Origin of the sequence: Aureispira sp. CCB-E (genome assembly GCF_031326345.1) — a bacterium.
Taxonomy (GTDB): domain Bacteria; phylum Bacteroidota; class Bacteroidia; order Chitinophagales; family Saprospiraceae; genus Aureispira.
The window spans coordinates 2,395,336-2,410,875 of record NZ_CP133671.1 but is presented as its reverse complement, the minus strand read 5'-3'; the positions used below and the strand labels follow the sequence as shown (position 1 = coordinate 2,410,875).

General features: G+C 34.3%; 12 protein-coding genes. 2 read left to right on the top strand and 10 right to left on the bottom strand.

All coding sequences use genetic code 11. The features are described from left to right. Positions 1-12: 12 nt before the first annotated feature. From QP953_RS09165 to QP953_RS09140, 6 genes are all read right to left on the bottom strand, one after another. On the bottom strand, positions 13-1,047 hold the full coding sequence (locus QP953_RS09165) for a restriction endonuclease subunit S (protein ID WP_309554740.1): 1,035 nt from the start codon (positions 1,045-1,047) through the stop codon (positions 13-15). Positions 1,048-1,143: 96 nt separating this feature from the next. Next, complete coding sequence (locus tag QP953_RS09160) at positions 1,144-1,296, bottom strand: hypothetical protein (RefSeq protein ID WP_309554739.1); 153 nt, start codon at positions 1,294-1,296, stop codon at positions 1,144-1,146. Between the two features lie 10 nt (positions 1,297-1,306). Further along, the gene (locus QP953_RS09155) at positions 1,307-2,896 is read right to left on the bottom strand and encodes a type I restriction-modification system subunit M (RefSeq protein WP_309554737.1); all 1,590 of its coding nucleotides are present in this window, start codon (positions 2,894-2,896) and stop codon (positions 1,307-1,309) included. Positions 2,897-3,002: 106 nt separating this feature from the next. Further along, the gene (locus QP953_RS09150) at positions 3,003-4,070 is read right to left on the bottom strand and encodes a leucine-rich repeat domain-containing protein (protein WP_309554735.1); all 1,068 of its coding nucleotides are present in this window, start codon (positions 4,068-4,070) and stop codon (positions 3,003-3,005) included. Positions 4,071-4,126: 56 nt separating this feature from the next. After that, entirely contained in the window at positions 4,127-7,054 is a 2,928-nt protein-coding gene (locus QP953_RS09145) for a hypothetical protein (RefSeq protein ID WP_309554734.1), read from the bottom strand. 13 nt (positions 7,055-7,067) lie between these two features. Continuing rightward, on the bottom strand, positions 7,068-7,592 hold the full coding sequence (locus QP953_RS09140; protein ID WP_309554733.1) for a hypothetical protein: 525 nt from the start codon (positions 7,590-7,592) through the stop codon (positions 7,068-7,070). A gap of 386 nt (positions 7,593-7,978) precedes the next feature. Between QP953_RS09140 and QP953_RS09135 the strand changes: the two genes are divergently transcribed. Further along, complete coding sequence (locus QP953_RS09135) at positions 7,979-8,212, top strand: hypothetical protein (protein ID WP_052592616.1); 234 nt, start codon at positions 7,979-7,981, stop codon at positions 8,210-8,212. Between the two features lie 71 nt (positions 8,213-8,283). Here the strand turns inward: QP953_RS09135 and QP953_RS09130 are convergent, their stop codons facing one another. From QP953_RS09130 to QP953_RS09120, 3 genes are all read right to left on the bottom strand, one after another. Further along, positions 8,284-10,017 (bottom strand): SWIM zinc finger family protein, encoded by a 1,734-nt coding sequence (locus QP953_RS09130; protein ID WP_309554731.1) that lies wholly within the window; start codon positions 10,015-10,017, stop codon positions 8,284-8,286. A 156-nt stretch (positions 10,018-10,173) separates the two neighbouring features. Then, complete coding sequence (locus QP953_RS09125) at positions 10,174-11,541, bottom strand: lysophospholipid acyltransferase family protein (RefSeq protein ID WP_309554729.1); 1,368 nt, start codon at positions 11,539-11,541, stop codon at positions 10,174-10,176. Positions 11,542-11,791: 250 nt separating this feature from the next. Continuing rightward, on the bottom strand, positions 11,792-13,126 hold the full coding sequence (locus QP953_RS09120; protein ID WP_309554728.1) for an AAA family ATPase: 1,335 nt from the start codon (positions 13,124-13,126) through the stop codon (positions 11,792-11,794). A 116-nt stretch (positions 13,127-13,242) separates the two neighbouring features. Here QP953_RS09120 and QP953_RS09115 point away from each other — a divergent pair, with 116 nt between their 5' ends. Further along, positions 13,243-14,256 carry a WYL domain-containing protein gene (locus tag QP953_RS09115; RefSeq protein WP_309554726.1) on the top strand — a complete coding sequence of 338 codons (1,014 nt, stop codon included), beginning with the start codon at positions 13,243-13,245 and terminating at the stop codon, positions 14,254-14,256. Between the two features lie 268 nt (positions 14,257-14,524). On the opposite strand, the gene QP953_RS09110 is transcribed toward QP953_RS09115, so the two are convergent. Next, positions 14,525-15,499: a hypothetical protein gene (locus tag QP953_RS09110; protein WP_309554725.1), complete on the bottom strand. Its 975-nt coding sequence runs from the start codon at positions 15,497-15,499 to the stop codon at positions 14,525-14,527. Positions 15,500-15,540: the final 41 nt, after the last annotated feature.

The following is a 15,540-nucleotide window of genomic DNA, read 5'->3' as shown; positions in this document are numbered from 1 at the left end:
TAGGGCGTTTTATTATACAAATAATTGCTGTAACAAGCCTTTTTTGAATTGTTTGGTTTTCTCTAATTGTTGTTGGCTTTGTTGTATTTTATCGTCTATGCTGCTTAGGAAATTGGCTATTTTTTGTTGTTCTTTTACACAAGGAAACTCTATCGTTATCTTTGATAAATTTGTTTTAGATATACCTAAGACAGAAACACCTGTGGCTATTACCATAACTTTATGTCTAATATCCCAGCATTGCATCAGATAAGACTTAAAACCTAATGCCATTTTTGTATTTGAACGAGCTATATATGTATGTAAACCAGCAACTAACCTTTCATTATTTAAATTTACAACCTCTATTGACTTTCCTATATCTGCATAATCTTCAGATGCATCAGCAATAACTAAATCCCCTTCTTGACAATAATCCTCTTCCGCAACTTTAGAAATATCTACTTCTTGATTTAGATATGGAACTTTCTCTTTTGATAAATCTAGTAAGCCTTTAAATTTAGTATGTATATCTCCATAATGAATATTCTTGACCTCACCAGAATCATAGTTTAAAAGATTACGAGAAAATGAATTTGTGCGAATAAAAGAAAATATTTCTCCAAACCTCTTAACCTCCCAATCCGCAAACGCCTCCCCATTATCATCCTTAAAGCGAATTTTCTGACTAAAAATCTGCTGCATTACCCCTTTTTTGTAGTCCTCCAAGAGGCTTACTTTTTGGCGGAGCTGTTCGATTTTTTTGTCTACCGAAGATAGGAAGTTGGCTATTTTTTGTTGTTCTGGGAGGGTGGGAATATTTACCTTCAACTTAGCAAATGCTTGTTGACCTAATGTCTTATTTCTACCTGCTCCTCCAGGAGATGCTAACCCTAATAGATGTTTACCTTTCTTTCTTAGGAAAAAATACATAAGAAAATCTAGATTAACTTTATCTTTTATTGGCTTATACATTGGGAAACGATGAGAAGCAATCATCCCTAATTCCTTTTCTGTTGTTCTTGCAACTGCATGTTCCCAAGCAAATACAATATTGACAATAAACATATCAGGCTGAACCCAAAAGACTCTTTTATTCCCTAATATTTTTCCTGTGACAGGTTCTTTATAAAAAATACCCTTCCCATGTGATCGAATTCCAATTTATTGATAAAGAGTTGTTTCTTTTACATCTACAGGTTTAGAGACTCTATTAACAATTTCTTCTACTGAAATAGATATCCAACTATCAGTAAAATCTAAAAATCGTAATATTGGAAATTTAGTTTTTTTTATTTTTTGCTCAACAATATTCATTGGTTCTATATTAAAATGGGGTATCAAGATTTAATTCTTTACAAAAAGCAGCAATGATTTTATCTGAATTGGCAATATCTTTATTAAGAGTTTTTATCTTTTTTGAAACACTTCTTAGATCTATAATTTCTTCTTCTTCAAATGTATCTACATATCTAGGAATATTAAGGTTATAATCATTCTCTATAATTTCAGTTATAGGAGCTACATAACTATACTTATCTTCTATTTTGCGATTTCTATAAGTGTCTATAATTTTACTAATATCTTCTGGTCTCAAAATATATTGATTAGTTCCTTTTTCATATCCTTGACTAGCATCTATAAATAGAATATTATCTATATCTTTTCGTTTTTTCTTCAGAACCAAAATACAAGTTGGAATATTAGTTCCATAAAAGATATTGGCAGGCAAGCCAATCACCGCATCCAAGTAATTGCAAGTTTCAATCAAATGTTGACGAATCAAGCCCTCCGCTGCACCACGGAACAAAACCCCGTGTGGCAAAACAATCGCCATTGTGCCAGCTTCATCCAAATGATGAATCATGTGTTGCACAAAGGCAAAATCTGCCTTGGATTTAGGGGCTAATTTGCCATAAGCAGAAAAACGGTCGTCGTTGTTGTGCAAAGGATTTGCCGACCACTTGGCAGAAAAAGGAGGATTCGCCACAATGGCTTCCGCTTTTAAGTTCGGGTGTTGTGGTTTCTCTAGGGTATCTTCTTGCTTGATGTCAAACTTACTATAATGAACATCGTGCATGATCATATTCATACGAGCCAAATTGTAGGTCGTACGGTTCATTTCTTGCCCATAAAAGGTAGAAACTTGTTGTACTTCTTTGGCAACTCGCAACAACAAAGACCCAGAGCCACAAGTGGGATCGTAAACCGATTTCAATTTTGTTTTGTTGGTGGTCACAATCTTAGCCAAGACCATAGACACCTGTTGTGGCGTATAAAATTCCCCTGCCTTCTTCCCTGCTCCACTCGCAAACTGCCCAATCAAATATTCGTAGGCATCGCCCAACACATCGGCTTCGGTATCTTCTAACTTAAAATCAATTTTATCCAAATGCGCCAAGACTTTTGCCACCAAGGTATTTTTGTCCTTTTCCGTGCGCCCTAATTTAGTCGAGGTCAAATCCAAATCTTCAAACAATTGCTCAAAATCGTCCTCGCTCCCTGCGCCCATCGTACTCTGTTCGATACTCTTCAAAATATCGGTCAAATCTTGCAAAATAAAATTGCTTTGAGCTTCGGCATTTTCATCTTCTGCTTGAGCAGCGCCACGTAGTGCCACTTGATGAAACAATTCGCTAGGTTTTAAGAAAAAACCCAAGGTTTCCACCGCTTCTGTTCTAATCGCTGTCAAATATTCTTCTCCTTCTGCGGAAGCTTCGTCTATCTGTGTATATTCTTCGATGTCCTCCCCTGCCAACAAGCGATTGGCGTACAAGTGCATTTTTTCAGATAGGTATTTGTAAAAAATAAAGCCTAAAATATAGTCTCTAAATTCATCCGCATTCATTTTCCCTCTTAGGGTATTGGCAATATTCCAAAGCTGTTGCTCCAGCTGTTTTTTGTGTTCTTCTGACATTATTTGTGTTTAGTCCTTACAATCTTCAATTCAATGCTATCTTGAGAAAACTACTAAATAAAGTCATATTACACGAAACTTTATACAAAAAAGTTTCAAACTTCCTTTAAAAATAAATCGTAGTATTTGGCAACAAGCTCTTTATTCGTTCCTGTTCTGCTTTAGAGATGGGGTTGTCCGACAAGTGTAATTCAATCAAGTTTTTCAAATTTTTAATTTCTTCTGGTAGTGTTTTCAATTGGTTATGACTTAGCCTCAAATCTTCTAATTTTGTTAGCTCACCAATAAAAGCTCCAATTTCTTCTAATTGATTGTTATATAAATACAATGTGTGCAACTTTTTTAGTTTCCCTATACTCGATGGTAGGTTTTTTAATTGATTTTCACTAAGGTATAATTGATCTAGTTTTCTTAGGTTTCCAATGCTTTCAGGTAGTTGTGTTAAATTGCTGTTTCTCTGAATAATCAAACTTGTCAATTTTGTCAATTGTCCCAAACTACTGGGTAAGCTTTCAAAAGCGCCATGAGAAAGATCCAACAATTCTAATTGCTTCAGTGCTCCGATTCTATATGGAATCGAATCCAGCCCTTCTATTCCCAAGCGCCAGCTTTTTAGCTTTTTCTCCACCAACAAAGCATCTAGTACCGCCTCCAATACTCCTTGCTGAGGATGTGTCTCAGGAAAGGCGAAGGAGTTAAAATTACTCAACCACAAAGCCGTCAATTTTTTATACGAAGGCAACATTTGAATCAGTAAATCTGTTAAATGCCTGCTTTCAAAATTATAATGCACCGATAAATCATGGGGACTAATGCGTTTCATCAAAGCCTTATCAAATATGGAATCTGTTTTTCCATATATCCCAGTTCCCCAATAAACAGCTACTGGTGTTGTAAAATTAAGGTATTCTAAGGCAGATGTATCCAAGCTAAACGACTCCGAATAACTTAAGGACAAACTGCTAATTTTTTTAGAGGACAACTGTTTTAATAATTCCAATTCTTCTGCTTGCCCTTTAATTCTTAAACTTATTGTCCGATGATGCTTCAAATCCTCTTTGTCTTTTTCTGATAATTTGAATTCGCCTACCGCTCCGCCTTCGTAAGTAGAAATTATAGGAATATTACAAGCGACCAAACTTATCAATAAACAAAAAACGAATGTATATTTCATGATGCTCTATTTGAGAAATAGTCTTGAGATATTCTCAAGACTATTTCTGAATTTAGTTACTGTAAATAAGCTTCTGCTTTTGAATTGGCAAATTGAAAGAGTTTTTTCATATCACTTTCACCATCACTATTAGTGAATATTTCATCAATAAAATCATCTTCAGTCAATAAATTAAACCCTATCAACCTAGATCTAAAAAACGTTGCACCACAGATAACGTCCCAATCTTTGGTTCTAATACCACCATAGCTATTAATGTCAAAGTTATTTTTGATAAATATTCGATATAGATTCCGTTCAAAGACATCAATTGCCTCCACTTTAGGTGTCAATTTTATTGCCTGACTTTGAATAACATTAATGGCCGTATTCAGTTCTTTTATAAAACTATTAACGGCAGAGGTTCCCTCTTTTAAACGTTTCTTTTCTTGTTCTATATTAAAGCTAGGATTCCTTAAATCCTTTGTTCCAGAAGGACCGTTTTCTGCCAAATACTGGATTTTGTCGTCAATACCTGTAATTATTTTCTCTATTTCATTTTTCAGCTTTGCTATATCTTTAGGGAAACTTTGCTTGAGTTCTAAATAAAATTCAAACTCTGTTTGTGAGTTATCTGTTAATTTTTTAGCACTTGCCATAAAATTAGAACCAATTGCTTTTCCAATTGTTCCTCCAGCAAACCCAGCGACAGGACCAGCTGCCATTGAGGCTCCAAATACAGAGACTACACCTGCTGTAGCTACTAGTGGTGCAACAAAAGCACCTGCGACAACACCTACACCAACAAATACAGTTCCTAGAATCATATTGGCATGTTCTGCTTGTGTTTGAGCCGACTTCTTACAGCTTGTAACCGATTGGTCGTATACTTTATGTGCTTTTACATAAGCCAAAGAAACATTTTCAACGCTAGTCAGCCAATTACTTGTTTGGTTAACAATATTTCGATAGCCATCTAACACATTATTTCTCAAAGCAAAATATTGGTCTTTTAAATCTAAAATAGATACCTGCTCCCCTAATTGCTTAATAGGATTTATTTTTCTAGGGCCAGGCACTACTGCTTTCTTTTTAATTGCATTCTTGATTGCCAATCCAATTTCTTCTTTACTTGGCAATAAACTATAAGCCGAGTCACAGAAAACTTGAATTTTATTTTTGTCTGCATAATGCTCATAAAAATCTAAAAACAAGAGTCCAATCCCATCATTTTGATCCGCCTTTGCTGCTAAAACAGTATTGTCCCAATTATCATCAGCAATAGCCGCTAGCCATTTTTCTTGCAAACCCTCAATTTTAACTGTTTCGCCTCCTTTGGGCAAAAGAGTTTTCATTTGCGTCCACAAACGTTTCAAAATAGGGTTTTCAAAATAAGAACTTAAATGCTCTAACAAATCTTTTCCAACTACTGTTGAGCCTTCTGGAAAGTCAATAGCGATTAAACTAATCGCTCCCCGTATATCATCTCTCCATCTCCTCATAGAGCGATCAAATTCCTGAGGGCTAACACCTTGAAGTATGTTTCTATCAAAGGCATTAACAATTGTAATAGGATGAGGTAATAAATCTTTTTGAACCAAATTAGAATTTGCATTTAGCGTAGCCTCTGACTTTTTCCACCATTCTTGTGCCAAAACAGTTGTATCTTTGGGTACAATTTTTTGGCTTGATAAAATATCTTTAACATTTCTCAATAACTTGCTAGAGTTATAAATTGCTGCATCCGAAAATCCTTTGTCAATTAAGGCTATAAGCTGATCACAGATATCTTTTGAATAGCCAATACACCCCTGTTTCACATCTTGTTTTATATTATTAATCTCAGGCAAACCAACTACTTTAATAGCATATATTTTCTCAGCAATATTGTTCTTCCATTCCTTAATAGCTTCCTCTATAGAAGCCTTAAAATCTTCAAAACTCTTACTCAAAACAGGATCTTGGTTATAGTAAATAGGATTCGTTTTATCCAAAGATTTTAATAACACATCCCTTTTCAAAGATATTTTACTCAATTCGTCATAGATTGCAGAGTCATCCTTAATACTTTTATAGGTATCAAAATCGTATTTAGGAACTTCAATTTTCCCCCCTTCTTTTTCTATATACTTAGCAAAAGCTCCCAGTACAAGAGGTCCTTTGAATCCTTTAAAGAAAGTGAATAAGTTAGCCTTTAATTCAGCATAAACAGGATATTCACTCCCTAAATCATCAAAGCTCTTGTTTAGCCATTTTTCAAACTGAACTTTCTCAATTGGCACCCCTTCTAAACCAGGATTAGAATCTTTTGTATCAAAAGCCTTAATGCTTTTCATCTCTGCCTGTATCGCTGCTTTCCATTTCTCTATCCCTTCTTCAAAATCATTTTTAGTTAAGATATAATCATTTAAGTATACATCTTTTATGCTATTATAAATCTCTACGTATCTAGGCGTTAAAAAAGAATCTACTTTTCTATAATACTTTCTCCATTTCTTTCTCTCTGCTCGAATAGCAGTAACATAATCAACAATTGTTTCGTCAAAACTTTTAGCAGCAGATTTTACCTTTTGGCATACCTCTGAAAAAGTTATTGGTCCCTTTATCTTTGTAAAAATAGCGATGAGATACAACAGAAAACCTCTAGAAGGTGTTTCAATAAGAAGTACTCTTCTTTTTGGATATCGAATACCGACTTTTATCTTTTTTTGATAACGAGGACTATTCGCTTCATCTTCCCAATACTTCAAAATTACAGATATATCCAATTCTCTCTCATCAATTTCAGGAGCACTTAAGAATATCTTAGGCACTGGATCTATTATATTTTTTTGTATATACTCAGCTAAGCTTTCTTTATCTGGAAAGTCCTCTTCCATAGATAGGGCATCCGTAGCCGCTACTTCAAAGTCTAATGTTGTTCTTAACTTTGCTAAAACAGCATCATATTTATTCCCTAAAGCAGCATTAATTGCCACCATTTCTTGAAATTCTTTTTTTGTCATGATAATTTAAGGTTTAGAGATTAAGAGAGATGGTATCTTTTCCTTGTTTGCCAATAGCCTCATTTGCAATTTGCAATAATTCTTCAAAGCGCTTTTCCAAACTAACTTTCATTTCCTCACTCTGCAATTGCTCTGATAATTTATTCGACCATTTATCCATCGATTTTTTTCTTTGTCCTAAAACCTGAACTTGGCGTTCAATCGTTTCAGACGAAATCATACCGTATAATTTTTGCAATCGATCTAGCAAGCGTTTACTTTGCAATACAGCCGAAACATTGGATTGTTGTACGCTTGTAAATTTATCCAAATAAGCAAAATACTTATTGTACATCTCGTTAAATTCTACCGCTCCTGAATACGGAGCTTTCTCTTTCTCTAGTGCTTCAAGCTGTGGAATTAAAACCTTAATATTCTTATAATACGCTTTCTGAGCAGGCGTAATTTGAGCAGCTAAATTTTCATCATTATTTTGCTTTTCGTACAAAACAATGTACTTCTTACTCTCTTCCAAGAGTTCGGTCAAGATAGGATTCATTCTCTTTTCAATTTATTTTTTATAAATAAAAATAATGTCCCAAATTAATAAAAAAAAACTTCATTTGCAAACAAAAAATGAATAAAGAAAATAGTTCTCACACAACAAACACACTAAACATCGTATATACAACAGCTGCTCATTTCAAAACAAAATGCACGCACCTTCATCATTCTCCCTAGGATTATGCGTTCTAAATAATTCCAATTATGGATTACTTTTTAATCATTTATCAATTACTTAACATTAAATTTACATTTAGTTTACAATAAAACAATATATTCGCATCTAACATTAACCAATTGTAAATTTTTTACTATCTCAATTGAAGATATTCAATGGTTATCTAATAATCTCATATTTACTCAAAAATTTAAGCTTATATTATGGCAAAAACAGATAAAAAAGGCACTGCAAAAAGTGATGCTAAAAAGAAAGAAAAGAAGAAAGAGTTAAAAAAAGGAAGCAAGAAAATTAGCAAAAAGCAAGCCGCTAAAAAGAAGGACAAAAAGAAAAAAGCGAAGAAAAAATTAGCTCAAAAATCGGCTAAAGTGAACGCTAAAAAGAAAAGCACTAAAAAAGGAAAAAATAAGAAAAAAAAGAAAGCTAAGAAAAAGTAATCTTTTTTTTAAAAATAGAAACTCGCCTCAATTTGAGAGCGAGTTTTTTCGTTGCTACAAATCTTTTCGACTTAATTAGGTAGCTTATTCAATTCATCCAACAAAGCAGGGCGTTGGGGATAAGTCATGCGCAAATAATCAATCAGTTCCGCCGCCTTAGCTGCCGCTCCTAATTTTTGAATTCTACGAATATTTTGACAAATAATCTGATAACTTCCTCGCCCTACATTACATTGGGAATAATCCACAATTTCTTGTTCGTATAAAGCTACTAAATCCTCGCTATATGCCTTTTTCAAGTAAGGCTCATACCGCTTTAATAAATCAAAGCTACGCTCCGTTTTTAATAGTTCTAACAAACTTGCCCAGCGTTTTTCTTCTATATAGATATATTCCAAGCATTCTCTTTTATACCAACTGCGCAAAGCCATTACATCGGCAATTAAATTCTCTACAAAAACCAACCAATCATCCACAGGAATGGTTTGTTTTAATAATTGATAAGATTCCTCTTGAGAGCTAGCACGATCTAAGAAGAAATATCGAGCATAGGTTATGATTGCCTCCCTATCCTCTTGAGCTTGCGCTGTCTTCAAAAGCCATTTTCTCCATCCGTTTGCTAAGCCTGGTTTACTACGTTCGTCTTGCTCAATGCCATTTTTTGCCAACTCAATCACCCGTTGATAATCTTCTTGCCCAAAAGCCTTTTCCAAAGCTATTGTTCTTAATCTAGAATTTTGTATATGTTGTTCCAAGTAAGCATTGGCTTGTTCAACGCCCTCTATTTTTTCAATTAACTCATATTTGATTTTTTGAATCATCTCCAAATGATAATCTTTATAATTCTTTTTATCAATGACCAACATCAATTGCTCTGCCTCTTTTGCACTTTCAAATAATTCAGCAGCAAACTCTAACACATCCCAATGCCAGTCCCATCCCCAGAATTTTTCCTTATCAAACGCTTTCAAGCTATAATCAAAAAATGCCTTCCGTGTTTTTTGGGGCAATCTTACTTTGCTAAGCTCCCTCAAAAGATCGGATGCCATATAAACAAGATTTCCAATACCTCCATCGCTATCATCCGCAAAATTCAATGCCGCTATCATCTCTTCCAAAACAGCTTTTCCTATCAAAAAAGCATTGTAAAAATGCTGTTGTTCCAGTTGCTCATGTCCTTTGTTCAAAATTTGCACAATTGGCTTATGAACACTTCTAACCGCTCTCCAATCAATAAAGCCTGCTCTATCTTTGGCGGCGGTTAAAATTACCCTGATTTGCTTTTTATAAAAAGACGCAGACAATTGATCCTTTTGGAGAACAAAAGACAGCTCTAACAAACGCCTAAAATGGCTGTCCTCCAGTGCTCGTTTTAAGACAAATGCCTTTAAATCATCCTCAGACACTTCTTTCAATAAATGCTCTATTTTTTCTTGGGCGGTCTTTCTCTTTTTTTTGGGCTTTTTAGGTTTCTCTTTTGAAATTTCGGGGCTTGGCTTCTCTATCTCCTCCTCGATTACCTCCAGTCCTTTCATTTCCTTCAGATAAGACAACGTCGCTACAATATGCTTGCAAATTGGTCCCATATCATAAGGACAATCACAAGTATAATCTATAATTTCGTCTCCAACCAATTCAACGGTTACTTTATAATTATAAGAACCTGCAACAACGGCCTCAAAGGTGTCTGTCGTTAATTCTGTTACTTCTATTATATTTCCATTCTCATAATAATTCCTTCCTCTCTGCAAAATAACAGCATCAATTTGAGATTCAAATCCTTGTATTTCTTGTGGTGTTTTCATTTTTTCATAATAAGAAATAAACAAAATTTCACACTCGTACAACATCTCTGCAACAAGCGTTCTAATTATTTTTTAAATTATGCAAGAAGCTATTCTGTACTATTTATTTCATGAACTTCGTTTGTTTCACTGCTAAAGCCATTGAAGAACCCTATCTCACGCATCCTCCTCCATTCCCAAAATCAACAAATATTCCTGCTTTGCTTGATCCAAGACTTGTACAATATCACTACGTTGCTGGATGAGCTCTGAGACCAAATCACTTTTGTTGTAGAACTTTGAAAATAACGTCCATTGATCGTTAGTATTTTGTACATCTTGCCAATACGCCAAAGTAAAAAAGCCCGTCAAAGGCAACGACAAAGCGTATACAAAAGTAAGCCATTCTATGCCCATATATTTTTGTATCCCCCAAACTTGTAGGGTATAAAAAAGAGGAAATGTAAGAATCCCTATAAACATCATAATGGGCGCAATGTATTCTTCATCTTTGGTTATTAGATAGGCACACCTAGAGGGCAAGGTATAGGGTAAATAGTTGTTGATGAGTCCATATAACCAAACTGGAAATCCCAATATTAGATACATACTATGCTTTAAACCTGCAACTAAAAAAGATCGCCGCTCATGACTATGCTCAAATAAATCATCATTTAAACACAACTGATTTAGATTGTGAAAATAGCTTTCTAGTTTATTTTTTAATTGGGCAACACGATTGGCATCTGTTTCTTTGAAATAACGTAGTGCTTCCTCCATTCCTTTGGTTGCTTGAAAATTAGCTTCAGCATTTTTCTTATCCCAACCAAACTTTTCTAACAATCGCCCTTTGTAGACATCTTCAATCTGTTCTAGCAAATTATCTTCCTCTGCATCTTGCGTTGTAATAATCTGTTCGTGCAATTGATTTTTAATTTTTTGAGTTAAAGCAGCAACAGCATCTCGTTCATCTTTGTTATAAAGTTCTTTCCAAGCACGCACATCAATAGGCTCCTTGATGGTCAAATACAAATCGCTCCGAAAAAGCCGTGGATTAGAATAGTTGAGTCCAATGGTTACTATTTTTACGCCTAAGTTAAACTCCTTTGCTGCTTCTGCGCCCAAAGCAATTCTCGCAGCACCCGTTTTTATTTTGTGCAATTGTCGCCCATGTTTGCTCACTCCTTCTGGAAAAATTAGAATGGTATCCCCTGCTGCCAACCGTTCAAAACATTTGGAAAATAAAAAGCTGGTATCCACTTGACCATCTAAGCTATCTTGTGCACGCTGTACGGGTATCGCTCGCATACTCGTCAGCAGCCATTTGTTAAAAGTTGTATTAAACAAAGAAGCTTTGACTAAAAATCGAGGTTTTTGATACAGAAAACTGCCGATAACAGAAGCATCCATAAAAGTACTGGGATGATTAGCTGCAACAATCAGGGGACCTTCTTTAGGTAGAACGTCTAAATTGGTAACCGTTATTTTTCGAAAAAAAATGCGAATGGCGATTCGAACAATAAAGCGAAACAGAGAGGTTATCATTGGAGTAATTTGGAGGTTAGAAATAACAATAGTTAGAGGTGTGCTAGCGATCTCACGAAGTACCACGCAGTAACGAATTTATAGAAAATATTGCTTTACATGAAAATTTGTCTTAATCTTTTCTAAAGATATTTCAGCTCTCCCTTTAGAATAAACCTAGCCATAAACCACTGATTTTTAACAAAAAAAATACTTTTTGCTATATATTCTTTCTTTTTAATCCTATAAAGAATTGGGGTTTTTGGTTTAATTATGCACAATAGGAATATACATTTTCCTTAGCCCTTGTTATTGCGGTATAAGCCCACTGCAAATTACTTTCTAGCCTCCAGGGATGAATCAGTACATTTTCCCATTCACCACCTTGAGCTTTATGACAAGTAGTAGCATAAGCATGTTTTAGACGTAGAGCTCCGATATATTTATCATCAGATGGATTCTGAGATGTTCTAAAATCAGCATTATGCTTCATTGCTTCAGCATATAGATATTTCTCCTGCTGCTCTTCAAGGATACCATATTTAGTGTCAAGCGAATCTAAAAGAATTTTAGTAGATACTATTTTACGAGAACCACTAGACCCAATGAATTCAATATCTGCATTTACAAAATCCAAAAGTGCATATTTTTCACTAGAAGGATCTACATTAAGGATTCTACCATATTCCCCTTTACAAACAAACTGTCCTTCTTTATTGAGCCAACTTGTTTGGGTCGCAACAAAATCCCCCACAGACAATTTTCTATCTGCAATTCCAAGCTCTCTTCTAATCCAACGATTCCAGTAGTCTACATCTTTATTTGACGAGCAAATAGCAATTACCTTATCAATACTATTATTGTCAAAGACTGAAAGATATTTTTTCAAAGCCTTGGATGGATACTTCTCTCGCTGAATAGATACATTTCCTCTCATTATTCCTTTGCTCATCAAATCACGTAACGAGGTTGCAGTTTTGAGAATACTTGATCCTGCTCCTTGACGCATAACCTTAGTCAATTCATATTCCACACAACTAAGGCTATACTTATCGTATAAATATTTTGCTTTTAGTGCGGGGGAGAAATCTTGTTTTACTGGAGGTAATTGATACCTATCTCCAATAAAAATAATTTTATTAGATGGGTTCCCCTGCTTTACAAAATCAATGTATTCTTCCAGTAAGGGCTTAGTAACAAAAAAGTTATTACTCTTGCTTATTTGATCACTAACCATAGAGGCCTCATCAACCAAGAAAATTGTCAAATCTTTTTCCTTATTCTCCTTTCTATCAAATCGTACGCCTCCATTCTCTACTTTCTCTGGAATATAGATTTGGCTATGTAAGGTTTTTGAGACTTGCTGGGTCTTTTCACCTATAATCATAGCAGCCCTTCCTGTTGGAGCTCCAATTTGAAAGTTAATATCTTTCTCTGTTAAGTAGGATGTTATAGCCTTTACTATTGAAGTTTTGCCTGTACCAGCAGATCCTTTTAGAATAAACACATCATTCTCTGAATTAATAAAACTTACAATTCTATTAAGAGCATTCTCTTGATTAGTATTTGGTGTAAATCCTAGAGTCTTTGAAAAATCTGCTGCCATGAGTCTATATTTTTGAGTATAATACAAAAGTATTTTTCTCTTGTGCACTCTTTGTGTACAGGAAATATTTTATTAATTTCCACACTCTTTTATCTCATAAAACAACTTCAGTCAATATGCCTATCAATAAAAACGCCTATCTCAGATATCAAGTATTAGATAAATGTTTCAGTAATTTTGGTAGGAAATTTTACTGGCAAGACTTAATAGAAGAAATAAATAAAGCGTTATATGAAATTAACGGGGTTGATAGTAGTATAGGAAAAACCCAACTCTATAAGGACATTAGATTTATGGAAAGCGAAGAAAGTTTTGGGATAGATCTTGTGAGGCATCAAGATGGAAAAAAGAAATACTATCGCTATGCTGATAAGAGTGATTCAATAAGAAATAGTCCATTAAGCTTGCAAGAATCTGAAAGTATCAAATCAGCCTTATTAGTTCTTTCTAGGTTTAGTGGGCTTCCTCAATTTGAATGGATTAACGAAATAATACCGCTACTGAATGATCGACTAAGCCTTTCTAACAATGAGAAACAAATAATAATTTTTGAATCCAACATTGATTATACAGGGATTCAATTCATTGAACCTATCTTTAATGCTATTGTGAACGAAAGGGTATTGAAAGTCAATTATAAAGACTTTAAAAGCCAGGTGTCCTATGACTTAATCTTTCACCCTTACATCTTAAAACAATATAATAACAGGTGGTTTACATTTGGGAAACACCAAGAAAAAGAAATCTACACATGGAATTTGGCATTAGATAGAATAGTTGCCATCAAAGAGCTTGATGAGAAATATGATCTCTTTGAATTCAACTGGGAAGATGATTATTTTTATGATATAATTGGAGTAACTAAAAAGCCATACGAAAATCAAGAAGAAATCATTTTCGAAGTCTCAAGTGATCTTGCACCATACATTCTGACTAAGCCCATTCACCCAACTCAGAAAAAGAAGGAAATTTTAGATAATAAAAACATTGTGATTTCCATTAAAGTTTTTCCTAATTACGAACTTGAGCGTCTATTACTATCTTTTGGAGAAAAAATAAAAATTCTTGGTCCCCAAATGATTAAGAATAAAATAATAGATCGCTTAAAAGCCAATCTAGAAAGGTATTAAGAATACTAATACAACAGGAGATACTCCATTAACACATTAACAGGTCGAAACGATGTATCAGGGCAAAACCCTGGACTAACCGCAGAGCAGATTCAATTCCTATTTGGAAATAATGACAATAGCTTTAGTAGTGGCAATAATAGTGGAGATGGTTCAGATATAGAAATCATCTTCGTAAGATGCTTACCCAACCTCTTCAAGTTTATGGTCATCCTGATTTTGGGAGTACGTCTTGTCCTGAGGGTAGTCTTTACAGAGAAATAATAACTTAAAAATCTTTATCGCTATTGATCTCTTCTAACCAATTTCTAGCAATATCATTTTGAGCATCAGTCAATATTTCTGTTAATTCACTTTCTTTTAAACCAACCTCCTCTAAAGAATTAAACATTACTTTATAATACTCTGGAATATTATGGTCAGTCATAGAGATATCGCTTATCTCTAAATCTTCATAATGATATTTCAATCCATTATAAATCTTACTATTAGCTCTCTCTAAAATTGGTTCTAAAACAGAAGCTTGTTTTAATATAGCAGTACAATAATCTATTAATCTTAACCTTGGTAATAAAAAATGAATATTTTCATCTACAATATCAGGAGCATCGGTATGAACAATTCTTTTAGCTAGTTTTTCATTTTCAGCTTTATGGTTTTGAACATGCATATCAGAGAAATACCCCTCGACATGCATAAATACCTTATTTTCTGCTCTGTTATAATATACATTTTGGTCCGAGAACCTTAACATCCCAACAAAAACAATCTCTAAAAGTTCTTCCGTATACTCCTTATTTCTGACCTTTACCCCTGATTCATTTGCAAGTTCTACCTCACCTAAAAAATCTTCATAATCAAATACTATTCCCTGCACCAATTTTGAAGTCTCCGCATGACGTAGCCAACTTAATAAGGTATTAAAATGAAACTTATCGAACTCAATAGGATCTTTCTGGATAAATAAATTAACTATGGCTATAGATTGATAAATTACTTCCTGACCTATCAACATCGCTAAAAAACCATATCCTTCAAAAGTCTCTTGAGCAACTTTATCTTCTCCTAATCTTGCATGGCAATAAGCTTTTAAGGGGATACATCGTTCCCTTGTATAAGCACAATCGACCAACTCAAGATATTCGTTGCAAACATCTATCAATCCAGCAAAGTTTCGTTCACTCTTAAAAAAAGCTTCTCTTTCACTAAGTTCTTTCAATTTTTGGTCATTACTCTTCTCCACTTTACTATTATTTTAATATATTTAATTGAAGATTTGATTCT